Annotated in this window: 20 protein-coding genes; 11 read left to right on the top strand and 9 right to left on the bottom strand. The window is 44.4% G+C overall.

Annotation, left to right across the window (positions count from 1 at the left end):
- Positions 1-2: 2 nt before the first annotated feature.
- Complete coding sequence (locus QR722_RS04570; RefSeq protein ID WP_286285677.1) at positions 3-3,113, top strand: efflux RND transporter permease subunit; 3,111 nt, start codon at positions 3-5, stop codon at positions 3,111-3,113.
- 204 nt (positions 3,114-3,317) lie between these two features.
- On the opposite strand, the gene QR722_RS04565 is transcribed toward QR722_RS04570, so the two are convergent.
- Entirely contained in the window at positions 3,318-4,292 is a 975-nt protein-coding gene (locus QR722_RS04565) for a tetratricopeptide repeat protein (protein WP_286285675.1), read from the bottom strand.
- A 214-nt stretch (positions 4,293-4,506) separates the two neighbouring features.
- On the opposite strand from QR722_RS04565, the gene QR722_RS04560 reads away from it, so the two are divergent.
- Positions 4,507-5,217, top strand: coding sequence for a hypothetical protein (locus tag QR722_RS04560; RefSeq protein WP_286285673.1), 711 nt, complete (start codon positions 4,507-4,509; stop codon positions 5,215-5,217).
- A gap of 66 nt (positions 5,218-5,283) precedes the next feature.
- Here the strand turns inward: QR722_RS04560 and yjjX are convergent, their stop codons facing one another.
- From yjjX to QR722_RS04530, 6 genes are all read right to left on the bottom strand, one after another.
- Complete coding sequence (gene yjjX / locus QR722_RS04555) at positions 5,284-5,829, bottom strand: inosine/xanthosine triphosphatase (RefSeq protein WP_286285672.1); 546 nt, start codon at positions 5,827-5,829, stop codon at positions 5,284-5,286.
- Positions 5,830-5,871: 42 nt separating this feature from the next.
- Positions 5,872-7,626, bottom strand: coding sequence for an ABC transporter transmembrane domain-containing protein (locus tag QR722_RS04550; RefSeq protein ID WP_286285670.1), 1,755 nt, complete (start codon positions 7,624-7,626; stop codon positions 5,872-5,874).
- Positions 7,627-7,759: 133 nt separating this feature from the next.
- The gene (locus tag QR722_RS04545) at positions 7,760-9,397 is read right to left on the bottom strand and encodes a carboxylesterase/lipase family protein (protein WP_286285668.1); all 1,638 of its coding nucleotides are present in this window, start codon (positions 9,395-9,397) and stop codon (positions 7,760-7,762) included.
- Positions 9,398-9,491: 94 nt separating this feature from the next.
- Positions 9,492-10,667 (bottom strand): thiolase family protein, encoded by a 1,176-nt coding sequence (locus QR722_RS04540; protein WP_286285665.1) that lies wholly within the window; start codon positions 10,665-10,667, stop codon positions 9,492-9,494.
- Positions 10,668-11,060: 393 nt separating this feature from the next.
- The gene (locus QR722_RS04535; protein ID WP_286285663.1) at positions 11,061-11,549 is read right to left on the bottom strand and encodes a hypothetical protein; all 489 of its coding nucleotides are present in this window, start codon (positions 11,547-11,549) and stop codon (positions 11,061-11,063) included.
- A gap of 237 nt (positions 11,550-11,786) precedes the next feature.
- Positions 11,787-12,302 carry a DUF1993 domain-containing protein gene (locus tag QR722_RS04530; RefSeq protein WP_286285661.1) on the bottom strand — a complete coding sequence of 172 codons (516 nt, stop codon included), beginning with the start codon at positions 12,300-12,302 and terminating at the stop codon, positions 11,787-11,789.
- A 198-nt stretch (positions 12,303-12,500) separates the two neighbouring features.
- Here QR722_RS04530 and QR722_RS04525 point away from each other — a divergent pair, with 198 nt between their 5' ends.
- From QR722_RS04525 to QR722_RS04515, 3 genes are all read left to right on the top strand, one after another.
- Positions 12,501-13,385 carry an SDR family NAD(P)-dependent oxidoreductase gene (locus QR722_RS04525; RefSeq protein ID WP_286285660.1) on the top strand — a complete coding sequence of 295 codons (885 nt, stop codon included), beginning with the start codon at positions 12,501-12,503 and terminating at the stop codon, positions 13,383-13,385.
- A 109-nt stretch (positions 13,386-13,494) separates the two neighbouring features.
- Positions 13,495-14,166 carry a nitroreductase family protein gene (locus QR722_RS04520; protein ID WP_286285658.1) on the top strand — a complete coding sequence of 224 codons (672 nt, stop codon included), beginning with the start codon at positions 13,495-13,497 and terminating at the stop codon, positions 14,164-14,166.
- An 11-nt stretch (positions 14,167-14,177) separates the two neighbouring features.
- Positions 14,178-14,639, top strand: a complete 462-nt coding sequence (locus QR722_RS04515) for a CreA family protein (RefSeq protein WP_286285656.1) — start codon at positions 14,178-14,180, stop codon at positions 14,637-14,639.
- Positions 14,640-14,740: 101 nt separating this feature from the next.
- Here QR722_RS04515 and QR722_RS04510 read toward each other — a convergent pair whose 3' ends face one another.
- Positions 14,741-15,121 (bottom strand): VOC family protein, encoded by a 381-nt coding sequence (locus QR722_RS04510; RefSeq protein WP_286285654.1) that lies wholly within the window; start codon positions 15,119-15,121, stop codon positions 14,741-14,743.
- A 299-nt stretch (positions 15,122-15,420) separates the two neighbouring features.
- On the opposite strand from QR722_RS04510, the gene QR722_RS04505 reads away from it, so the two are divergent.
- From QR722_RS04505 to QR722_RS04485, 5 genes are all read left to right on the top strand, one after another.
- A complete protein-coding gene (locus tag QR722_RS04505) occupies positions 15,421-16,221 on the top strand; it encodes a hypothetical protein (RefSeq protein ID WP_286285651.1) in 801 nt (266 codons plus the stop codon).
- A gap of 145 nt (positions 16,222-16,366) precedes the next feature.
- The gene (locus QR722_RS04500; protein WP_286285650.1) at positions 16,367-17,020 is read left to right on the top strand and encodes a phage tail protein; all 654 of its coding nucleotides are present in this window, start codon (positions 16,367-16,369) and stop codon (positions 17,018-17,020) included.
- A 27-nt stretch (positions 17,021-17,047) separates the two neighbouring features.
- Positions 17,048-17,689 (top strand): phage tail protein, encoded by a 642-nt coding sequence (locus QR722_RS04495; protein ID WP_286285648.1) that lies wholly within the window; start codon positions 17,048-17,050, stop codon positions 17,687-17,689.
- Positions 17,690-17,700: 11 nt separating this feature from the next.
- Positions 17,701-18,312 (top strand): phage tail protein, encoded by a 612-nt coding sequence (locus QR722_RS04490; RefSeq protein WP_286285647.1) that lies wholly within the window; start codon positions 17,701-17,703, stop codon positions 18,310-18,312.
- Positions 18,313-18,602: 290 nt separating this feature from the next.
- A complete protein-coding gene (locus QR722_RS04485; protein WP_286285646.1) occupies positions 18,603-19,871 on the top strand; it encodes a T6SS phospholipase effector Tle1-like catalytic domain-containing protein in 1,269 nt (422 codons plus the stop codon).
- A 22-nt stretch (positions 19,872-19,893) separates the two neighbouring features.
- Here the strand turns inward: QR722_RS04485 and QR722_RS04480 are convergent, their stop codons facing one another.
- A complete protein-coding gene (locus QR722_RS04480; RefSeq protein ID WP_286285645.1) occupies positions 19,894-20,658 on the bottom strand; it encodes a hypothetical protein in 765 nt (254 codons plus the stop codon).
- 801 nt (positions 20,659-21,459) lie between these two features.
- Here QR722_RS04480 and QR722_RS04475 point away from each other — a divergent pair.
- Complete coding sequence (locus tag QR722_RS04475; RefSeq protein ID WP_286285644.1) at positions 21,460-23,115, top strand: S8 family serine peptidase; 1,656 nt, start codon at positions 21,460-21,462, stop codon at positions 23,113-23,115.
- Positions 23,116-23,261: the final 146 nt, after the last annotated feature.

Here is a 23,261-nt window from a genome sequence, read left to right as displayed (position 1 = left end):
TAATGAGCCTGCAAACTTCGTCTGCCACGTCATCAACGCAAACCCATCCAACTGACGATCTCCCCTCTCTCTCAGTACGGCGTCCGGTATTGATAGTGGTAATTAACTTATTGATCATGATCGCAGGCTTAGCTGCACTCAATGGCTTGGAGGTAAGAGAGTTACCTGATGTTGATCGGCCTAGACTAACGGTTACTGCAAGCTTTCCCGGCGGTTCACCAGAAACGGTAGACACCGAGGTGACCAGTCGATTGGAAGGTGCCATAGCGCGTGTCAGTGGTGTAACCTCTATTCGCGCACAAAGCGAGGAAGGCTTCTCTCGTACTGTGGTTGAATTTCGTCCAGGCATTGATCTTGAGGATGCTGCCAATGAGACACGAGAAGCCATAAGTCGTGTGCAACGGGACTTGCCAGATGATATAGAACGACTATCGATAATTAAAGCAGACAACGATGCTCAAGCTGTTGTCAGTCTAGCGGTGTCAAGTAGCTCCCTAAATATGGAAGCGATGACCGATGTAGTAGAGACAGACCTTGCTCCTATGTTCTTAAGTATACCTGGGGTGGCGGACGTTCGGCTGAACGGCGATCGTGAACGAGTTTTAAGAGTCACCCTTGATCCTTTACGACTTACCAGCTTCGGCCTTTCAGTTACCGATGTTGCTGATGCATTGCGCTTAGCGCCTTTTGATGTCCCAGCAGGTAGCCTGCGCTCCACCGATCAAACCTTGATAGTTCGTGCAGACGCTACATCGGTAACCGCATTAGATGTAGAGAATATTATTATCCGCGGCAATACCCGAATTGGTGACGTAGCGAACGTCTTTTTCGGGCCAGCGGATGCCCAAAGTCTGGTGCGCCTAGATGGCACGCCTGTCATCGGTCTAGGTATTTTGCGACAAGCCAGTTCAAACACTATTGAAATCTCTGACGAGGTTTTAGCCATGGTAAACGATTTGCGGCAGCGCTTTCCTGAACTGAAAATTACTGTCACATCAGATGACGCCGAGTTCATTCGCGGCTCTGTCGAAGAAGTGATTACCTCGTTGGCCTTCACTATCGCCCTTGTAATAGCCACATTATGGGTTTTTATCGGCTCAGGCCGCGCCACTATTGTGCCTGCCCTTGCCATTCCCGTATCACTTGTAGGTGCACTAGCCACTATTTGGATGCTGGGCTTTTCAATTAATATTTTAACTTTGCTGGCGCTTGTTTTAGCGACTGGACTGATTGTTGATGACGCCATAGTCGTTTCGGAAAACATTCAACGCCGACGGGGAATGGGCTTGGGCGCTAGAGCTGCTGCTGTTATTGGCAGTAGAGAAGTGTTTTTTGCTGTCGTAGCTACAACAGCAGTGTTAGCCGCAGTGTTCATCCCAATCGCGTTTCTCCCTTCTACCGCGGGTCGGCTATTTAGAGAGTTTGGTGGCGTATTGGCAAGTGCTGTAATCATTTCATCTTTTGTAGCGCTATCCCTAGTGCCTGCATTGACGGCAAGATTGCCATTGAAAAAAAACTCAAAGCATTTCTTTGCAGGTTTCGGTCATGGCTGTTTATCATTTTATACCAAGACTTTGCGATGGAGTTTGAAATTTGGCTGGTTAATTGTGCTGCTAAGCCTGCTCAGCGCAGGCGGCGCTAGCCTTGTATATCAGCACCTTGATAACGAACTCTTACCCAGTGAAGATAGAGGGGCAATTCGGATTTTCGCTCGCGGCCCAGATGGAGTTGGAATCAATTTCATGGACCGTCAAGCATACCAAATAGAAGATGCGTTACTGCCTTTCGTGTCAACTGGTGAGATCAAATCAATTTATACTGTGGTTGGACAATGGGACCCGAACATTGTTTTTATCCAAGTGCCTTTGGAGCCTTGGGAAAATCGTGATCACTCTCAACAAGATATTATAGATAAATTACGCCCGGAAATCAGTTCAATCCCTGGCGCCCCTGGTCGGGCTTTTGGCTCTAATAGCCTCAATTTGCGAGGCCAAGGTGGTGGACTTGAATTAGCCTTGACGGGAGAAAACTACAAAGATATTTTTCAAGCAGCCATTGCATTCAAAGGAGCCATAGAGCAGAAATTGCCTAATTTTGGCGATATCAGAATTTCTTATCAACCTACCCAACCTCAGTTGAGGGTAAATATTGACCGGCGCAGAGCAGAAGAATTGGGGGTGAATTTTGCTGATATATCCAGCACCCTAAGAGCCGCCATTAATGGCGATGATATTGCAGATCTTAATGTCGGCGATCAGTCTATTCCGATTATTTTACAAGCTTCTAGTGCCAACTTGAGTAATCCATCAGACTTAACTAATTTGTACGTTTCATCCAATACTGGGGGGTTAGTTCCCCTTTCAAGTCTGGCCTATATTACCGAAGAAGGTGTGGCTGCAGAGTTGGAACGGCATGCGCAAAGACGAGCAATTGAGCTTGATATAGAGCTAGAGGAAGGCGCATCGTTGCAAGATGCGGTAGATAATCTTCGCACTATTTCTCAAGACGTTTTACCCAAGGGTATTGGGTTAGTTTTTTTGGGTGAGGCAAAGACGTTTCAAGAAACTTCTAATCAGGTTACCTTAACCTACGTACTTGCTTTTGTGATTGTTCTTCTGGTCCTCGCGGCTCAATTTGAGAGCGTCGTCAGCGCACTAGTTGTTATGTTAACGGTTCCCTTCGGAATTGCAGCGGCAATTTTCGCCCTTTATCTTACAGGTACATCGATTAATATATACTCTCAGATAGGCTTGGTTATGCTAATAGGCTTATTGGCCAAAAACAGTATTTTGTTGGTAGAATTTGCCGATCAACTTAGAGACCGAGGGCACTCCGTTAAGCAAGCAATTATTGAAGCTGGAGAAGTTAGATTGCGGCCTATAATGATGACGCTGGTATCAACCGTGCTCGGTGGGCTGCCCCTTATTCTATCTAGTGGTGCTGGCGCCGAAGCCCGCAATGCCATTGGATGGGTCGTATTTGGTGGGCTTGGTATTGCTGTGGTATTTACACTTTATTTAACCCCAGTACTTTATTTCGCATTCGCAAGGTTCAGCAAGCCCAGAGCCGATGAAGCCAAACAATTAGAACAAGAACTAGCTGAGCTTAATTAGTGTGTTAGTTCGAGATGGATACTGCCATCACAGTGGTTTTTTAAGCTTAAACTGAACAACAGCAAATATCGAGGAGGGTGTTGTCTATGGCATTCTCCCGTGATAATCCATATAGTTAACATTACCCCCCTTGGACACTGTTACGCTCATAATGCGCTTAGTAAGCACAACCCTCACTAAGCAATGTTTTGCTTCAAATCCATTTTAAGAAATTTGACGTAATAGTTTTTTAGACTGCTTTTTAAGCTTGTCATCATTTGATTTGACCAAGCTATTAAGTAAGGCCTTAGCTTCACTGGATTTATGCTGAAAAAGCAAAATTTGTGCAAGACGAAAACTTGCCCAATCTTTATCCGGCAGTTGCTCTAAAATTGGTGCACTTTTTACATAATCCACCAAGGCTTGCTGCCCCTGCTCAAACCAGTTTTCGCCTAGTACTGCTGTACGGCCGATTTGGTACAACGACAAATACCGATAAAATTCACTTTCATCCATCTGCTCGGTTTTCTGAAAAGCAGTCAAAAACAATGCGATGGCTTGATCAAACTGTTCATTTTGCTGCAAAAACATGCCATGGCGAGCATAAAAATCAGCAATATTTGGATAGGCCTTAATCGCTTTGTTGGCAGTTTCAGTCACGGCTTTTTCGTTTTCAGTAGCCTGATAATATTCCAATTCTGCATGCAGCCCTTGGTATTCAGATAACTGCTGTATGGCTTGGACTTGTTGATAAGCTTTTGCTTCATCGCCCCCCGCTATGCCAGGTGCGGCTAAGTAAAACTTCATAAGGCCCTGACGGTAATTAACATTATCCGGCGCTATCGTTACTGCTAATTCAAATGCAGCAAGGGATTTTTTTGCATAGCCTAATGCACTGAATATAGATGTAGAAGCTTGCATCCCCATGATAACTCCCTTGGTGTAGGCCGTTTCTGGGTTCTTAGGGGCTAGTTTTGTGGCTTTTTCAATAAGTGATTCAGCTTCATCTAAATCATTATCACTGGCCATCCGGGCCAAGTAAGTCAGGGCAACAGCTTGTTGAGGTAAAGATAAAAATAGTTGTTTCGCTTGCTCTTTGTCACCTTGTTTATATAAGGTCACAGCCTGTTCAAGGGTATCAGACCACGCATTTACACTAACGAATATCAGCGGTAGAATAAAAAATATTATATATTTCAAAGTAATAGCTCCATTAATAGCGGTTACCAAAAAAGTAGAAGTTCCATATTGTGAGTTAAGCGTAACCGAACTTGCTCGGCAAAGTTGTAAGAAAGTGCAGTCTTTTTGTAATGCTGATATACATAGGCGAGCAATGAGTGACTGCTTAAGGGGCTAAATGCCTGAAAATGGATTGCCTTTTAACCTTATCATCAGATGGAATGAATAGTCGGATATGAAAAAGTCGCTGTTTAAATATGCCCGTAAAATACATAAGTGGGCTGGTTGGATATTAGCCATTCAAATTCTGTTTTGGATTTCGGGAGGGCTCGTAATGAGCGCCATCCCGCTGGAAAAAGTGCATGGCAAACATCTAGCTCAGCGAGTTTTACCCAGTACCCTGCAGCTCAATGATTACTCTTATCCTTTGGATTCTATTGTGGCTCACGTAAAGCCAAACATTAGTAAGATTGAATATGCTCAGGTGCTATCTCAACCCTATTATTTGGTGTACACGGATAGCCAGACAATGGCTTTTGACGGTCAAACCGGTAAGCCACTACCGTTTCTATCTAACCAACACGCGGCGCATATTGCTAAGCTACACTATTTAGGTCAAGGCATCGTGTTATCCACCGAGCTGTTAGCCAAAGCGCCTCGTGAAGCTGCCCGCAGTAAAGGCCAAGTTTGGAAGGTACGCTTCGATGATCTGTGGGACACCACCTTGTACATTTCGCCTTTTACTGGCCAATTGCTCACCATACGAAGTGATATTTGGCGGATATTTGATTTCTTTTGGATGTTACATATTATGGATTATGATGACAGAGAAAATTTCAACAATCCTCTGCTAATCAGTTTTTCTGGGGCAGCGCTGGTGTTCACGCTGACTGGCATCCTATTACTGTTTCAAACTGTCAGGCTACGACGGCGCAAATCCCGCTAATGAGGCGCGCCTTAGTTAGGTAGGGTTAGGTTAAGGGACGGGTCTAGCAATCGGGTCCAGATTCAGTTAGTTAAAGCGCTGTGGGTGCAGAAACGGCGCCATCGCCAAAGTCAGAGCCTGGATATAAACGCTGGTTCTGGATTCGACGTCGTTGGTGAGCAACCCTATTGCCCCACCTTTTTGTTTAACATTAGCAGTACCAAATAACTTGTCCATCAAGGGCCCCAGCTCTTCACCTTCGAGCAAAGCTTGATGCACACTTTTGGGGATGGGCAGGTTGGCGCTGCGGCCCACCTGCTGCTGCTGATGATCGGCAATAACGACATAGGCAAATGTGGCGGGGCCGTATTCAAAGTTATCCACTCCGCCTTCCATCGCAGCATAAAAATCAGCTTGATGATGGGCCTGACAATAGGTGACTCGATTAATGGCACCTAATAGAGTTTGACTTTCACTCATAGGCTGATCCGCCACCAATGATGGCGCCTGAACGCCGACACAGTCAATAATGCTCTGCTTGAATAGCCTTTCTAAGGTTAATTTGAAGGCATTAATCTTAACGGGGTTTTGCGAGCCAACGAGCACCCGCATATGTTTCGGTTGATTAGACATAAATAAGTCCTAGTAAAATGTAACTCTAACAATCGCCAAAACTTAACTAACAAGTTGTAATTCGGCAAACTGTCGATACAAGCCGTTATCCTGCATCAGTTGTTGATGATTACCCATTGCCACTATCTGACCTTGATCCATGACGATGATTCGGTCTGCATTCACCACTGTGGACAAGCGGTGAGCAATGATTAAGGTGGTTTTCCCTTCCATTAAGCTATCCAACGCTTGTTTCACTAATTTTTCATTCGCGGCGTCCAGTGCACTGGTGGCTTCATCGAGTAGCAGCACGGGGCGGTCTGCCAAGATCGCTCGGGCGATGGCAATACGTTGCTTTTGCCCGCCGGAGAGGCGCACGCCACGCTCGCCAAGATCGGTATCATAGCCGTCAACTAATTGATTGATAAACTCGTCGGCTTGAGCCGCTTTCGCTGCAGCTTTTACTTCATCGAGTGTCGCATCAGGACGGCCATAACGAATATTCTCCTTGGCGCTGCTGGCAAAGATCACTGATTCTTGCGAAACCATGGCGAATTGTTGGCGCAGTGACTGCGGCGCTAAGGCTTTCGTGTCAAATCCATCCAGCCTAATCTGTCCACCCGATGCATCATGAAATCGCAATAACAGTTGGAACAAACTTGATTTACCCGCTCCGCTTGGGCCCACCAGTGCAATGCGCTCACCGCTGGCAATATGCAGGTTGATGTCTTTGAGTACCTGAATGTTTGGCGCACTAGGATAGGCAAACTGCAAATGCTCTATGCTAATCTCCCCTTGTAATTTTACGGGCAAAACAAGTGCTTGTGGAGGGGATTCAATTAGCGGCTTGGTATTAAGCAGTTCTAATAGACGTTCACTGGCACCGGCGGCTTTTTGGATCTCACCAATGACTTCACTGATAGTGGCAACACTACCACCAGCCATAACTGCATAGAACATAAACGCTGTTAATTCGCCCGCGCTGATACCGGCACTAAGCACTTCTTTAGCCCCCAACCATGCCACAATGGTAATGGCACTGATACTGATCCCCATGATCAAAGCAATCAATAGGGCGCGAAATCGTATTCTTGAGGCTGCGGCCAACATTACCGCTTCGATGCGGTCAGCGAATAAACGGCGATCATGTTCTTCGTGGGTGTAGGCTTGTACAGTTTGGATCTCATGCAGACTCTCATCCACGTAAGCACCCACATCCGCCACCCTATCTTGACTGTCACGAGCGTAGGTGCGCACTCTGGCGCCAAGGAATTTTATCGGCAATAGCACGATAGGAACGGCCACCAACACATACAGGGTCAGCATGGGACTGGTGATCAACATGAGTAACAATGCGCCAATAAAGGTGATTGATGCTCTTAAAGCCATCGACAGGCCCATGCCAACCACAGTTTGTAACACTGTGGTATCGGCGGTAAAACGCGAAATCACTTCGCCGGTTCGGGTCGATTCAAAAAAGCCCGGTGATAAGGATAAGAGATGCGAGTATACCTGTTTGCGAATATCTGCACTGACCCGCTCACCTAACCAGATCATTAGATAGAATCGGACAAAGGCCGCAGCGCTGCCAACCAGCGCAATCGCCAATACCACCAGCACCATTTGATTGAGTTTGTCGGCATTACTGGCGACAAACCCTTCATCAACCACCACTTTGACACCTTGGCCCAATAATAACCAAGCGAGTGCGCCGACGATTAAGGCTAAGATGGCAACGATAACCCGTTGTTTATAAGGCTTGAGCTGACTGAAGATCCAGCCCATTAATGTGCGAGTACTAACGCTTTTTGCAGACATGACAACTTAAATTAATTAAACCTGTGGTTAGTGTACTCACCTGACACAGGTTTGTATCATTATTTAGGGCGTTTTTAGTTGAACATTGCTGCCAGTTCGTCGATCAATTGTCACAACTAATTAGTAGCCTTGCTTATTTTGTTTGATCTAGATGAAACTGATAGCGCTTCTCATAGAGATTATAGGATTCGCTAGCTGGATTAGCTTTGATACGTAATAACTGACCGCTGTCAAACTGTGGCCAAGGGGTCAGCTCAATTGAATTGGGATTACCTGTGTTGATAAACCGCAGGAAATACTGCTGCATGATCTTGGATACGGCATAGTCTTCTTTTTGCCAATCATATAGTGGATTGACATCTAAATTACCCAATGCATACTCTATTTCAGCGGAGTGAACCGCGCCGCGATCCTGATGTTCACCCGTGCCCCCTTCTGTGGCTTTTCGTGCTGGCCGAACATGATCATAAAGGTAGTAATAAACCGGTTTCGGGCTCTTTTTCGCCATTTGCTGTGCCCAATACCAGTTACCAAAACTGATAAATCTATCGCTAGCTAAATCTTGCAATGCAGCCATTATTTGCTCATTCGTATCAGCGGGATACAGTGCTAATACCTGCTGGTAATCTGCGGGATAGAGCCTTTTAATTGCCTGTTGATAATTCTCCAAGTTCACGTCAGCTTCACCCAGGACCCATTGGTAGGCACCTTCCTGAGAATTCACTCCGGTCAACAATGGCACCTTAGAAAACTCTCCTTTGGCGTACAGTTGCTCTGGCATATCAGTCAAAAAGTTGCCGTCTACTGTGGCACTAAAGCGCTCGAGGTGTAATTCATATGCAGTATTGAGTAAGGTTTCAGCGGGTTGACTTCGAAGTTGCTGTAGCACATTTTTGCTACTGGCTAGTTTTAGCGCTTTAGCAAGCTTGACCACCGCGTCAGCACCTTGTTTATGGGCCTGTTGCAAGGTCACAGCGGGAAAAGGTGAAAGTAACATTGAGCCACTTTGGCCAATGGCTGCTGCGATTAAATCTTTTGAACGCGCAGACACCAGATGGGCACTCACTGACATGGAGCCTGCTGACTCACCAGCAAGGGTGATCCGTTTGGGATCTCCGCCAAAATGGCCGATGTTGTCCACCACCCACTGCAACGCAGCCTGCTGATCTAGAAAGCTGTAGTTGCCTGAGCCCTTATAACTTGATTGCTCTGACAAATCAGGATGGGCCAACAATCCAAATAACCCTAGACGGTAATTGACCGTCACCACTACTATGTCTTGCTGAGCCATTGCCGCACCATCATAACGCCGCTCAGAGCCGTCTCCGGCAATAAATCCACCTCCGTACAAATAGACTAAAACGGGCATTTTTTTCGAAGGGTCGATCGATGCAGTCCAGATATTTAAATACAGGCAGTCTTCACTGACTCCTTTGGAGCGAAATTTCATATCATCGTAGATATAGGTTTGCATACACTGGTTATTGAACTGGCTGGCATCAAGGACTCCCTGCCAATGGCTCGGCGGTTGCGGAGGCTGCCAACGAAGCTCTCCTATGGGCGCAGCGGCATAGGGAATACCTTTGAATACTGATAATCCGCCTTGATGTATGCCAGAGATCTGACCCTGCATGACAGTAACTTTAGGTTTTAATGAAGCTGACTGCACATTGAATACCATGAATAAGGCAAAAAATAACATCCGCCCAGCGAGGTAACCTAAGGCATGCCGTTGATTGGATCCTTGCGCTCGATTGAAGATTGAAAGCATGCTGGTTGCCCTGATTTGATTGCCGTCACCAGTTGCAACGGCAATCCATGGTCTACTCTTTAAAATAAGTTGAGTTAAATGCAAGGCTGCTAAGTTATAGCATCTCAACCGCAATCGCTGTGGCTTCTCCGCCACCAATACATAAGGAGGCAACCCCTTTTTTCAGACCTTTTTGCTGTAAAGCATGTAGCAAGGTCACGAGTACTCGGGCGCCAGAAGCACCAATAGGATGGCCCAATGCGCAAGCGCCGCCATTTATATTGACTTTCTCTTCGGCTAATCCCAACTTGTTAATTGCCAACATGGTAACCATAGCGAAGGCTTCGTTGATTTCAAATAAATCTACATCGGCGCTATCCCAGCCGGTTTTACTGAACAGCTTTTCCATCGCCCCTACTGGTGCCACAGTAAAATCTTCAGGTTTAACAGAATGGGTTGCATGGCCGACAATGCGCGCCAATGGTTGCAAGCCTAGTTCTTTGGCTTTGCTTTCACTCATAACCAATAAAGCTGCCGCTCCATCTGAGATTGAGCTTGAGTTGGCAGCGGTTACGGTGCCGTCTTTTTTAAACGCAGGGCGCAGGTTTGGAATTTTTTCAGGCATCGCATTGCCTGGTCCCTCGTCAATCTCAACAATGATGTCACCTTTGCGGGTGGCAATAGTCTGGGTGGCAATTTCATTTTTAAAGGCGCCAGACTCGATTGCATGTTTCGCTTTGGTTAACGAGTTAAGGGCAAATTGGTCCATTTGCTCACGGGTTATGCCTTCAGCGTCGGCGGTGTCTTGTGCGAAGCATCCCATCGCCTTACCATCATAAGCATTTTCTAAACCATCCATCATCATATGATCGATAACCTGACCATGGCCCATACGATGACCACCACGTGCTTTGGGTAATAGATAAGGCGCATTGCTCATGCTCTCCATACCACCCGCGATGACGACATTGGAGGTACCTGCTTTAATAATGTCATGAGCCATCATCACAGCTTTCATACCAGAGCCGCAAACTTTGTTAATTGTGGTTGCACCAGCGCTCAGCGGTAAGCCGGCCTTGAGAGTGGCCTGCCTAGCTGGCGCTTGCCCCAAACCCGCAGGTAAGACACAGCCCATGATCACTTCATCAACTAACGCCCCATCTACCTCTCCTAGCACTGCTTTGATGGCCGTTGCCCCTAGTTCAGTGCACGAAACTGTGGACAGCCCGCCCATGAATCCACCCATTGCTGTGCGTTTTGCCGCCACTAAAACAACTGACTCATTGCTCATCTATATTCCCCGATAAATTGTAGATTGACCTATTGCTACTAAATTGCACCCTGAGATTGGGAACATTTCGTCAATACATTGTTAAATTTGTGCTTGAAGTTAGAACATCATTGCCTCCAGATCAACTGATGAGTACCAGACAATAGTGAAAACGCTGTAAAAAAAGCTTTGCTTGAATAATTTTTGGATAAGGGTTTGATGGATTAACGCTCAGCTTTTTGACCTAGAGAATACCCTACTTGAAGCTGCAACATCGTGTGCAACACAGCAGGGGTAAGCCCGATACATTATGATGAACTGGAGTGTAATAAAAGAAAACAGAACGGTCAGGTGGGTTGACCGCTCCAGTTCAGATTAATTTTAAATAAAGGATTACTCGAATAAGCTAAATCGTTAGCTGCTTTTATTCAAACGTTTAGCCTGACAACTTGAAAATACTTGCTCCACCTTGGGAAATTCTGCCGGATCACACTCAACCGAAACCATTACACTGCCCTTGACAATTTCGTCCTCAAAGTATTGATTCTCTTCATCCGGGAATATGCTGCCAAATACCCCGCCAAGTATGCCTCCTCCGCCAGCTCCGGCGAAAAACGCGGTTGCAATAGGACCTGCGGCTAGTATTCCCAATCCACCCGTAGCGACTGAACCGACCATCGCCAATCCAGCACCGATAGACGCCAAGACCCCACCAGAAGCAGCACCAATCGCCACCCCCTCCGGAAACTTAGTATTTTCGCTGATGGAAAAAGAATCTTTATCGTACGTCTCATTGCTGACCAAACTAATTTGTTGCTCGGCAAATCCTTTTTCAGCAAGTTGATGGATCGCTAGACTAGCTTGTTGCGGGGTAGCAAATAACCCACGAATGACATTGCTCATGTTATACCTCTCCAATAGGGTTGCATTAGGTACTAGCACGCAATTTCTCAGCCAAGTTGGTTTAAGTTGTTAAAACATAGAGTTATGTTTATCTCGCAGCACCTATGGGTATACACCACATAGAAGATATTGCTAAAGGTGTGAAAAAATTTCACACCTTTATATGCTGACAATCTACAGATGGTTAAACCTAGATATCTAGCACGAATCCAGCAGTGACAGCCGGTAGTTGTAGCTTTATTCGGGCATTTTGCCAACGAAGTCTAGCTTGCCTATGTCGACCCCATTGTGGCGTAAGATATTGTAAACCGTAGTGATATGGAAAAAGAAATTAGGTAGAAAAAAATGATTTAGATAAATAGGACCACGAAATTCTAGCTGTCGTTCTTCTCCAATAGGTACACTTTGGGAGCGAGCAAGCCCACTGTCAATTTTGGCATCATCAACTTTATTGAGATCCTGCTTAATCATTTCAATTCTGTCTTTGAGCTCTGAGAAAGTCTTTTCATGGTATGGATAGTTCGGCACCTCAATATCCGCTAAACGGGACACACAACGAATCGAGAACTCACTGATCATTTGCACCTGCCAAATAAGCGGGTGCATGTCTGGCGCCAATCGAGATTGCAATAATACTTGTTCACTCAATCCTTTTTTGGCACTAAAAGCTTGAGCTTTATCGAGCAGATGAAGCAGCGAGTCTAGATATTGATTGACCACCGGCTTAACAATTTTTGATGCACAGAGTGACATGAAGGTTATCCTGTTGGAAAGAAAGTCATGTAAACATAAATGAGTATCATCGAATAAGCAATTGGACGAAAAATCTATTGGAACCGGTCCGCCATTCACCATGTTTACAGTTCGCAATCATACAAATAAAGTGTCTGGGCTTCACTGCTCGCTATATAGTTATAGTATCTTCGGGGATTGATTAAAAAAGGTGGCAAGATGGCTATTAACTTTAAAGGTAAAACAGCACTCATTTCCGGCGCTGCAGGCGGTATCGGATTAGCACTGGCGCAAGCTTTAGGCCAAAAGGGGATGAATATTGTTTTAGCCGATATTGATACCATCCAACTTGACCGAGCAGTAGAAACGTTGCGTCAACAAGGTATTCGCTGTTTCGCCAGTCAATTGGATGTCACCGAATACACCCAATGGCAAGCCGCTGTGGAAGCCGCAGTCAATGAATTTGGTGGGTTGCACATGCTGATCAACAATGCCGGCGTGGGTGGCGTTTCCGGCACTATTGAAGACACTAACCACGATACATGGCGTTGGGTAGTGGATGTGAACTTGATGGGAGTCTTGTATGGTACCCAAGCAGCCACTCCAGCGCTAAAGCAAACGGGCGAAGGCGGTTGGATAGTCAATGTCGCCTCCATGGCTGGGATGATGGGTGTGCCTTATTCCAGTGCTTATGCTGCCACTAAAGCAGCCGTGGTATCTATGTCTGAATCTTGGATGGCGGAACTGGCTCCCCATAACATTCATGTATCAGTATTATGTCCTGCGTTTGTCAAAACCCGTATTCATGAGTCGATGCGTAACCTACAAGATAAATACAAACCCGAACAAGGCACTATGGATTCAAAAAAACTCAACCTAGGTCTGAATAAAGCCGCGGCTCTGGTCGAATCCGGGATTAGCACCGAACTACTTGCCAACCGAGTGTTAGAAGCTTTGGAATCTGGCCAACACTATATATTCACTCATCCCAACTATCGACCAGCAGTTAAAGGACGAGCAGCAGCGCTAGATAAAGCCTTTGAAGATGCACAAAATAGCCCGTTAGTTGGACATTTGATTGACCAAGAAATAGCCAGACTGTAGCTCTAAATTTTATTCCTATCAGTCACCCCGCCCGCTTCGGCGGGTATGTTTCTTTTCAGCGCTTGCAGTTATACTTAAGGTCACAATGGGCAAATGAACAGGAACTTGAGTGAAGCAGCACGATGCATTGCCACTAACTGATTACATTGAGTATCCCGAGGATGAAATGCTCGCACGCTCCGAGTCGTTTTATTTGGATATCAAACGCCGTCACAGCATTCGTCAGTTCAGTGACCGCGACGTCCCTAAGCAAATTATCGAAAATTGCATTAAAGCGGCGGGAACCGCGCCCAGTGGAGCTAACCATCAACCTTGGCATTTTGTCGCTATTCATCAAGCTGAAGTGAAAAAACAAGTTCGCCAGCAGGCTGAAATGCACGAACAAGGTTTTTATGCCGGTCGAGCGTCAGAGGAATGGCTAGATGCGTTAAAACCTCTGGGAACAGATGCACAAAAGCCCTACTTGGAGCACGCACCTTGGCTTATTGCCATTTTCAGTCAAAAGAAAAGTGAAACTAACGGTAAAAAACAGACCAATTATTATGTCCATGAATCGGTGGGCATAGCGACCGGTTTTTTAATCAATGCACTACATAATGCGGGCTTGGTGACCTTAACTCACACCCCAAAACCTATGTCATTTCTATCCAAAATATGCCAACGTCCTGAAGACGAGCGGCCTTTCATGTTGCTTATCGCAGGCTACCCAGCAGAAGATGCCACTGTCCCAAAACATGCTCAAGTGAAGAAGCCTCTTGAGCAAATTTGTACTTTTTTATAATGGAAAACACCATGAAAACTATCTGTAAAATCCTAACCTTAGTCACCACAATGACGCTGCTTAATGGTTGCAGTGACAACGAAGTGGGTGATGTATCTTTAGGCGTATTTACTACCAAAGATATTAAGTTGGATGCCCTGCAAGACCCCATAATAACTGGGGTGACTTGTCATATATCTAGTATAGAAGCCAATTTGGACTTATCCGATCCTTCCGACAGTTCAATTGCTTGCAGGCAGACTGGCGAGATTACCTTAGCAATGATTGCTCAAATCGATATGTCAGATTCCGGTGAAGTGGTGTTCAAAAAATCCAAAAGTATCTTTTTCAAAAATATGAAAGTCAGGCGCATTTATGATGCCAAATCACAGACGCTGATGTACTTATCTTACTCTACCAAAGAAACCTCTGGTAGTTACAAACATAGTCTCTCCACAGTGCCGCTCTGGGGGACTAAAGCCTATCAACCATAGCAAGTGCTGACTAACAAGCTGATTGACACATCTGCTCCATCAGCTTTTTATTACGCCATGAAAAGCCATTACAAGATAACCCTGCTCAACACAGAAGACCCTCATGCAGGCTGCAGCAAATCCCAACGATTTCCACATAAATCTCTGAAAATAACTACTTTCCCATAGACTTCGGAACGTGGCGGTTCGTCAAAGATAACGCCCTTGCCGCGCATGTCTGCATATTTACTATCAAAGTCTTGAGTTAGCAAAACCATTAAGACACCCGTACCGACTTGATTGCCAATTAAATGTTTATCCTCTTCACTAGCTTGACTTAGGATGAGCGCGGTTTGTGCCTCTGGTCCCGGCGACACAGTTAACCATCGAAAATTATTTTCAAAAGTCACATCGGCTCTAACCTTAAAGCCCAAAATTTCGGTAAAAAAGCGCAAAGCCTGCTGCTGATCACTGACTAATAAGGTTGTTCCGGAAAATTCCATTTTGATTCCTCTTTCCAGCTCAAATAGATACCTTAAGGCAGCTTGGCTAAAATGCAAGTTTCGAACAAAACCAAAGGGGCGAACAACATTAACTGATTGCACAAAAATCAAGATTGAATATCAAACAAATGTCAACTTTATTTACAATCTAACAGTTTTCAACCTCGAGAATAAATATTACCAAACATAATGTACTGATTATTATGGTAATTAAATTTCTGGACTGATTGTTGCTAATACTGAAGAAAAAGAAGAATAAACGGCAGTCAATTTTATGATCGACCCAAAAGGAACCTGTTATGAATAAAGTTAAATGCATATTGTTGTCGTTGACCGCATTATGCTCAACGATGCAACTAAGCCAAGCGGCTGTCGTTACCAGCGGATGTGCAGATGCAAATTTCTGTACGTTGCAAGAACTGGTCAATGGTGGAGACATCAGCGTTAATGATATCACCTTCACGAATTGGCAAGAGCTTACCAATTTCTTTTTCGAAGTTGATGACAATGGTGCTGAAACTAATGGAACACTGGATTTATCCGGCATCTTTGTCGCTGGGATTGATGCGGTAGCCACAGGTAATGTCGGTGAATACACTTTGGGTCTGTTATTCAGCTCAGAAGTCGCCCTTTCATTGCCGCTTGTTAATACTGATGTCCTCGAGGCCGAACTAGAATTGGACATAGATTATGATGTTGATGCATCCAATGGCGCATTGGTCACAGCAGCTCAGCTTGATTTAGGTGGACGCAGCCTTAATTCTCCTGACAGCTTTGTTGAGGTTAATCTCGACTCTTTGACCGCAGATTTAAACTTACAAGTTTATGACGAATTTGTTGATCCAGATCCTGATTCAGTTTTAACCGAATCAGATGTCTTCGCGGCGGCTTTATCTTCGTTCGAACTTACATCCAATATTCAAACTGGTACCTTCGTGCCTGGTGGCGTAGAGTTATACGATTTCTCAGTTACGCTAACAGTATTAGCCGATGATCCTCCGCCAAATCCAGTCCCTGCTCCACCGAGTCTATATTTACTGCTATTAGGTTCTGCCGTGTTGTTTTTTCAACGCCGCAAATTCAGCATAAACCAAAAATAGTCATAAAATAATAACGATAAGGCCAGTGTAGATTAAACTGCATTGGCCATTCTTAAATGACTTTGCTTGTGAATTACCTCAAGTCTTTCTGTGCCTTTTTGAGCTAACGATGTGGTCAAGCGTCTAATTTAAATAAGGACGACTTATGTCTCATTTTTTAAAGCGTAAAAAACTTCATGCTGCTCTTTTGTTTACCACCTTTCCTACCCTTTTTAACACCTCCGCTGCGGTTGCTGCAGAACAAGCTTATGTTGGCGATATTATGATGACCGCCGCGACTTTTTGCCCAAGGAGCTATTCTGAAGCAAACGGTCAGTTGTTGGCTATAAGTCAAAATGATGCATTATTTTCGTTATACGGCACACGCTTCGGGGGAAACGGCACCACCACATTTGGCCTGCCCGATCTGCGCAATAGAATTCCTGTAGCTGCAGGACAAGGACCCGGCCTTAGCCCAAGATCACTTGGCCAAAAAGCAGGGAGCTACGATCTGAATGTTACGGCAAATAACCTTGCCGGTCATTCCCATGTAGCTACAACCACTAGTACATTTCACGCGACCAGCGCAAAAGGCACGAGTTCATCCCCTACAGGGAATCTAGTTGCTGATGATGATGGCGATGAAGTTTATATCACTGGCACGACACCAGACGCCACTATGGCCTCCCAAGCGGTCACGTCAGTCACAACTGTAGCGCAAAGTGGTGGACAAGGTAACGTGCTTGTGGCCGCCCAACAGCCCTTTACTACCATCAAATATTGTATTGCATTGTTTGGTATATACCCATCACGTAATTAGGCACTTAATTTTTTTAGGACTGAAAAGATGAACAAATCACAAAAAAAAATGACCATTGCCTCATCGTTGATGTGTGCAACATTATTAAATTTTAGCAGTGTTTCTGATGCTTTGGCCGATATTCCTTATATTGCTGAAATCCGTCAATTTCCCTACACATTTTGCCCTCGTGGTTGGGCCGATACTAATGGTCAATTGCTACCAGTCTCGCAAAATACGGCTCTGTTTTCGCTAATTGGTACAACTTACGGAGGCGATGGTCGCACCACCTTCGGGCTACCGAATATTCAAGGTAAAGTGGCTAAGCATAATGGCAACGGACCTGGACTAGGAGATGTCCGTTTAGGGCAAAGTGGCGGTGTTGAAAGTTTTATCCTGCCATCCACGCCAAGTCATACACACGGCGCTTCAAATAATACAACCTTGCATGTTTCGAGTACCGAAGGGAATAACCAATTACCAACCAACGCACATTTTGCCGACGGAGGGAGGGACCGTGTTTATAATACTGAGACTCCTGATACCACGCTAAATAGTGCCTCGGCAACATCAACAACCAGTTTAGCCAGTGCAGGTAGCGACGCTCCGATGGCGGTCAGCAGAAGACAACCGTACTTAACCATACGTTACTGCATAGCATTAACTGGCACATATCCGTCAAGAGATTAAGGGAGAAAGTGATGAATATTAAACGAAAAATACTTTTAATTTTAACGGCCATTTCTACCATGTTTTGGTCCAACATTAGCGCTGCCAATGCTGACCCCTTTCTTGGTGAAATACAGTATACGGGCGCTAACTTCTGTCCTCGTGGCTGGTTACCTGCAGAGGGGCAAATATTGCCCATCAACCAAAATCAGTCTCTGTATTCGCTATTAGGAACCACTTATGGGGGCGATGGGAGAACATCATTTGCATTACCTGATTATCGTGGCCGCGCGATTATAGGGCCAAATGAGCAGAATAACCTAGGTAGCAAAGGAGGAAATGAATCGATCAACCTCAATCTGCAGAACATACATTCCCACACTCACACAGCCACTACGGTAACCACCGTGAATGCTTCTACGAAACGGGCCGACAATGCTTCACCTAGCCAAGCGCTTTTAGGAGATGACGGTAACGACAATATATACGCACCGGGAGCACCGGATGTCATGATGGCAACCGGTTCATTGACCACGGCGACGCAGATCCAACCTACGGGTAACAATTCGTTGAATAATATGCAGCCATACCTAGTGGTTACAGCCTGTATTGCAACCCAAGGCCAATTTCCGTCTAGGAATTAAGTCAGTTTTTCCAAACATGTAAGACTCTGCCAGTGGAAAATTTTCACTAGCTTTATTTAGGTGATCGTCGCCGGGCTATTTGCCCCCTATCGTAGTACAACATCTTAATGGGCCCGAAGTTAATTCTGCCTAGATGAATTTTGGGGCCCCAAGGGGGAGACGCGCATCGCGTTTAGGAGTGTGGGTCACAGAAGGCACGTACCAACAGAGGAAAAGTCTAAGAGATCTCCTCTAATGCTAGGCCCGCTATATCAATTCGTTTTCGAAACACGGTAAAGGGAGGCTAGCTAGTGAAAAGAAGAATAATCTTTTGTCTCGACGGGACCTGGAACAATACGTTCAAAGAAGAAACCAAGGTTGATGGCAGTAAAATTGTGAAGCCTTCAAATATTTTGAAAATAGCCAGAGCGGTAATGCCTATTGATGCCTCAGGTAATCAGCAAATTGTCTACTACTCCACCGGGATCGGATCATCGGCTAGTTACCCTGGTATTGCCAACAATATTCTGTCAAAAATAGATAATATTACAGGTGGGATTTGGGGCGCGGGGCTAGAAACCAAACTTGAGGAAGCTATAAATTTTTTAACCAATAATTACTCAACGAAGGCGAACAGTAAGATTCACGATGAAGTATTTATCTTCGGATTTAGCCGAGGGGCGGCTACTGCTCGCGCGATTTGTCAATTTTTAGCTTGGATGGGATTTGTCCTAGATAAACGAGACGCTTATTTTCTACCACATTTCATTCGTAAATTTTTCAAATCAAGGAATACCGGCAGTGGATTACAGTTTTTACAGGAACTAAAAACAAACCATCCCAACGCTAAATTTCATCCGACCAAAGATATCACAATTAATTTTTTAGGTGTTTTCGACACTGTATTGTCATTAGGCAGCCGACTATTTTTATCAGAGCCTAATCCATTTTTAAACAGGCAAGCTGTGCCTAATTGCATAAGTAAAGCGGTTCAAGCTTTAGCCGTAGACGAGTCGCGCCTTGACTTCCATCCCAATATTTGGACTAAGCATAGTGAGCATCAAACGTTGAAACAACGTTGGTTCCCCGGTGTTCACTCTAATATAGGTGGAGGCTATCCGAATGATGGGTTAGCTAATTGCAGTTTACATTGGCTAATACATGAAGCTCGGTCTTTAGGGGCGGCTTTTGACGCCGACTATTTGGGTAAATACCGGCCGTGGTTTGGAGACACACTGTATGACTCAAATACCGGACCATTCGTTTTACTTGATAAAATTAGACGTAGAAGTGGTGTTCGCAATATCCAATTAGCTGAACAACACGTTAACTTGAGTTACTTTGTGTTTGAGCGAATGATGTTTGATTCTGAAAAATCGAATGCGAACACTTATCGCCCACATAATGTGATTGAGTATCTTCAAAAAGAAAGAGTAACAGTTGATAAAATTATCACTCTTTACCTATCCCAAGGATATGATTTTGGTAATACAGAAGAGCTAAATCCGCAAAACAATAAATTGATTCAAAAGCGAATTCGACTTACTGAGCTGCTAAAAGCGTTAAATATCAACTCATAACTTTTTAGCTATGACTCTAAGCTTATCGAGATACCGTTTCAATGTACTTCATCTTCAGCGGGTAATTATACTTTTTGTACTGTTCGTCAAGGGTTTTGATGAAAGGATTTTCCAATTGGATAATATTCCGTTCGGACACATTGGCCCTTTCGATATTGGCGAGGAAATACTCCTCCCAAAGTTTTATAAAACTTCCATCTTCAAAAGCTTTTCGAAGTCCAAGCTCTACCCGAGCCCCATTTTTAAGATTGTTTTTATTCGTTACAAAAAAGCGTGGTAGTGGATAATAGAAGGCTAGGCAAGGCTCCACAACTAAGTTTTTGTAGTGCCCATCTAAATAGCCCTTTTCAAGCCCTATTTCGTTTATGCCTCGAAAAAATAGGTCTGCACGCTTCGTATCAACCATATCAAACATACTTTCGTAATTAGATACGTTGTAAACATTGAAGCCGTTGTATCCCAATATTGAACTATCTAGCCAGCCTGTGCCCTGCACTAAAATCAGCCGTTTTAAACTTTCCTCATTGTACATTGAACATAACTGCTCACCCGTATCTTTGTGCGCATAGGCAATTCTGTAGCCGGAAATGCCTCGGTCAATTGGAAATTTAAGTACATGGAAGTTGGCAAGTAGATCGTCCGTAATGGAGACTTTAAAAAAGAAATTGGTATAGACTCCTTTGCCCATTTGTTTCATCAAACGACCAAGGTTAATATCACCTTCGACCTTGCGAAGTTCAAAATCACCATACTCAGTTTTTGTCTTAGTCAGTGCTAATTCCAGCACCTTTTTGACGTACTGATAGCGAATATCATCGTCTCATTCAGGCCCTTTATAAGTAAAAACTGTTTGGGCATAACCCAGATGAGTTAGCATACCCATTAGCAGTACTAGCAATGCTTTCATAAAACACCAAACCAATGAACTGAACACCCACATACTAACTATATCAACAACGAAGTAGTACGCGATATAATCAACAGGCGAAAATCTAAAGTACGTAGTTAAAAAATACTACACTTTACTCAATATAGTTACACTAAACTGCTTTTTTAGTTTATTAATTGACACAAAAAACAGTTCTTCGAGTAAACTAATCAGAGTCAATCATCCTTGCAAGCCCTATGAAACTTGACTCAGGTGATATATTTACCACTAACACTTTTTTTGCGTAGTTTAATGTCAGCGTCCACAAAGCCTTGCTCTTTAGTCTATCCCGCCAACCCTTTTTAGTTTGTAAGCACATCGCTTAATGGCAAATTTAGATTATTTATTTATTTAATTGACAAATCCGCTTTCTTGGCCGTATAAAATACTTCCCAGTTAAATCAGGGTTAATGTATACATATCTGTACAAAAAAGCCCCATGCAGCCACTTAAAAAATTGTAAGTTAATAGGCTATTTATCCAGAATTATGTCTGGCCCCTTTAAAAACAAAGCGTTGAGCAGCCTAACGACTCGATTTTCAATCCGACCAATATATTTACCAAAAAAAATTGTTACTTTTAATTTTTTGGTATTAGTATCATTCTCGTTCAGGTAAAGATATTAACCTGGCGTCAATCTAATCAAATCAGGAAACTAGAATGATTAAATATAATAAGAGCCTCTGTATAAAGGCAGGCCTCACGGCCTTACAATGCACGTTTCTAGCAACAAGCGTCAATGCGGCGGTCAATGGACCGGTGGAAGTAATCTCAAATTCGGTGAGCTTGAAAGATAGCAATTCCGTCACTCAGCAACTTTCGAATCGTTTTGCATTGCGATTGAAAGATTCTGAAAGATATATAGTTACATTCAAAAATACAGATTCAGAATCATTGAATTCAGCCTCTGCCAGTCAATTTGGTGTAGCAATGGCAAATGGAAGGCTTAATCAGGTTAATGCTGAAAATCTGATAAAAAGCTACGGTGCCTCACCAGATAAAGCCTTGGTAAAGCATGGTATGGTAGCGGCCACCATGAGCAAAAAGGCGTTAAATTTGCTCAGAGCAAATCCGCAAGTAGCCAGTATTAGCCCTGATCCAAAACGTTCAATTAAAGCACAAACAACCCCCTATGGGATCACTATGGTGCAGGCGCCGCAACTTGCTCAAAACAACTTGTCTGCCCGTAAAGTTTGTATCATCGATACAGGTTTCAATCTAGGACACTCAGATTTAGGTGACCAAAATAGTGGCGTGACCGGTCAAGGTAATAATGCTCAAGTTGGGAATTGGTATAATGATGGCAATGGCCACGGTACTCATGTTGCCGGAACCATCTCTGCATTGGCAAATAACCAGGGTGTGGTTGGGGTATATCCAGGTGTAGATCTGCATATAGTGAAAATCTTTGATGACAGCGGCAATTGGACCTTTGCATCAGATATTATTGACGCAATTGATCAGTGCCAAACAGCTGGTGCCAATGTGGTCAATATGAGTTTAGGTGGAAGCGGTTCATCAACTGCTGAGAGCAACGCAATGCAAACCTTTGTTAACCAAGGCATGATGCTAGTTGCGGCAGCAGGTAACTCTGGTAACAGTTCGCTTTCTTATCCAGCATCTTACGACTCCGTTATCTCAGTAGCAGCCGTAGGGTCAAATGAAAGCAGAGCATCTTACTCGCAATACAACAGCCAAGTAGAGATTGCCGGTCCAGGTACTTCAGTACAATCAACTTGGCCAACAAATACCTACAATACCATTAGTGGTACATCAATGGCGACTCCCCACGTTGCCGGTGCTGCGGCATTAGTTTGGAGCTTTTTCCCTCAATGTACTAATGAGCAGATTAGATCTGCATTAAACGCCACTGCAAAGGACAAAGGAGCGTCAGGTCGTGATACTCAATACGGATTTGGTATTGTTCAATCCCGTGATGCTTATGACTACCTAAACACCTTTGGTTGTAACGGCGACACTGGTGGCGGCGGCGGCGGTGGCGGTGGCGGCGTTGATCCAGTTACAGGACAACTAACCGGCCTTTCTGCCTCAAGCGGTGCTTGGAAACGCTACACTTGGGATGTCCCCGCGGGTGTTTCAACATTGACAGTGAGCATTTCTGGTGGATCAGGAGACGCAGATTTATACATGCGTTTAGGCGCTGAACCTAGTACTGGCAGCTATGATTGTCGTCCTTATTTAAATGGCAATAATGAAGTCTGTACCTTTACCAACCCATCATCTGGAACTTGGCATATAGGTATTCGCGCGTACACTAGCTTTAGTGGCGTCACTATGAATTATAGTTACGATTAGACCCTGTATTACCAGCTCAATGGATTGAGCTGGTGCCATACTCAACCATGTAAAGTTAATTCAAATATGTTGCCACCCATCAAAACCACAAAGCCTTTCCGGTGAATAAGCATTTCAACCTACCCTAGCAGACAATTTGTTTGAAC

Origin of the sequence: Aliiglaciecola sp. LCG003 (genome assembly GCF_030316135.1) — a bacterium.
GTDB lineage: Bacteria > Pseudomonadota > Gammaproteobacteria > Enterobacterales > Alteromonadaceae > Aliiglaciecola.
Note: the sequence above shows the minus strand (reverse complement) of the source record. Positions and strands in the feature narration are given on the sequence as shown.

Excerpts from the sequence above, each read along its gene's own strand:
- QR722_RS04570 (WP_286285677.1), top strand. The coding sequence starts at position 3 with ATGAGCCTGCAAACTTCGTCTGCCACGTCATCAACGCAAACCCATCCA.
- QR722_RS04560 (WP_286285673.1), top strand. The coding sequence starts at position 4,507 with ATGAAAAAGTCGCTGTTTAAATATGCCCGTAAAATACATAAGTGGGCT.
- yjjX (WP_286285672.1), bottom strand. The coding sequence starts at position 5,829 with ATGTCTAATCAACCGAAACATATGCGGGTGCTCGTTGGCTCGCAAAAC.
- QR722_RS04550 (WP_286285670.1), bottom strand. The coding sequence starts at position 7,626 with ATGTCTGCAAAAAGCGTTAGTACTCGCACATTAATGGGCTGGATCTTC.
- QR722_RS04545 (WP_286285668.1), bottom strand. The coding sequence starts at position 9,397 with ATGCTTTCAATCTTCAATCGAGCGCAAGGATCCAATCAACGGCATGCC.
- QR722_RS04540 (WP_286285665.1), bottom strand. The coding sequence starts at position 10,667 with ATGAGCAATGAGTCAGTTGTTTTAGTGGCGGCAAAACGCACAGCAATG.
- QR722_RS04535 (WP_286285663.1), bottom strand. The coding sequence starts at position 11,549 with ATGAGCAATGTCATTCGTGGGTTATTTGCTACCCCGCAACAAGCTAGT.
- QR722_RS04530 (WP_286285661.1), bottom strand. The coding sequence starts at position 12,302 with ATGTCACTCTGTGCATCAAAAATTGTTAAGCCGGTGGTCAATCAATAT.
- QR722_RS04525 (WP_286285660.1), top strand. The coding sequence starts at position 12,501 with ATGGCTATTAACTTTAAAGGTAAAACAGCACTCATTTCCGGCGCTGCA.
- QR722_RS04515 (WP_286285656.1), top strand. The coding sequence starts at position 14,178 with ATGAAAACTATCTGTAAAATCCTAACCTTAGTCACCACAATGACGCTG.
- QR722_RS04510 (WP_286285654.1), bottom strand. The coding sequence starts at position 15,121 with ATGGAATTTTCCGGAACAACCTTATTAGTCAGTGATCAGCAGCAGGCT.
- QR722_RS04505 (WP_286285651.1), top strand. The coding sequence starts at position 15,421 with ATGAATAAAGTTAAATGCATATTGTTGTCGTTGACCGCATTATGCTCA.
- QR722_RS04500 (WP_286285650.1), top strand. The coding sequence starts at position 16,367 with ATGTCTCATTTTTTAAAGCGTAAAAAACTTCATGCTGCTCTTTTGTTT.
- QR722_RS04495 (WP_286285648.1), top strand. The coding sequence starts at position 17,048 with ATGAACAAATCACAAAAAAAAATGACCATTGCCTCATCGTTGATGTGT.
- QR722_RS04490 (WP_286285647.1), top strand. The coding sequence starts at position 17,701 with ATGAATATTAAACGAAAAATACTTTTAATTTTAACGGCCATTTCTACC.
- QR722_RS04475 (WP_286285644.1), top strand. The coding sequence starts at position 21,460 with ATGATTAAATATAATAAGAGCCTCTGTATAAAGGCAGGCCTCACGGCC.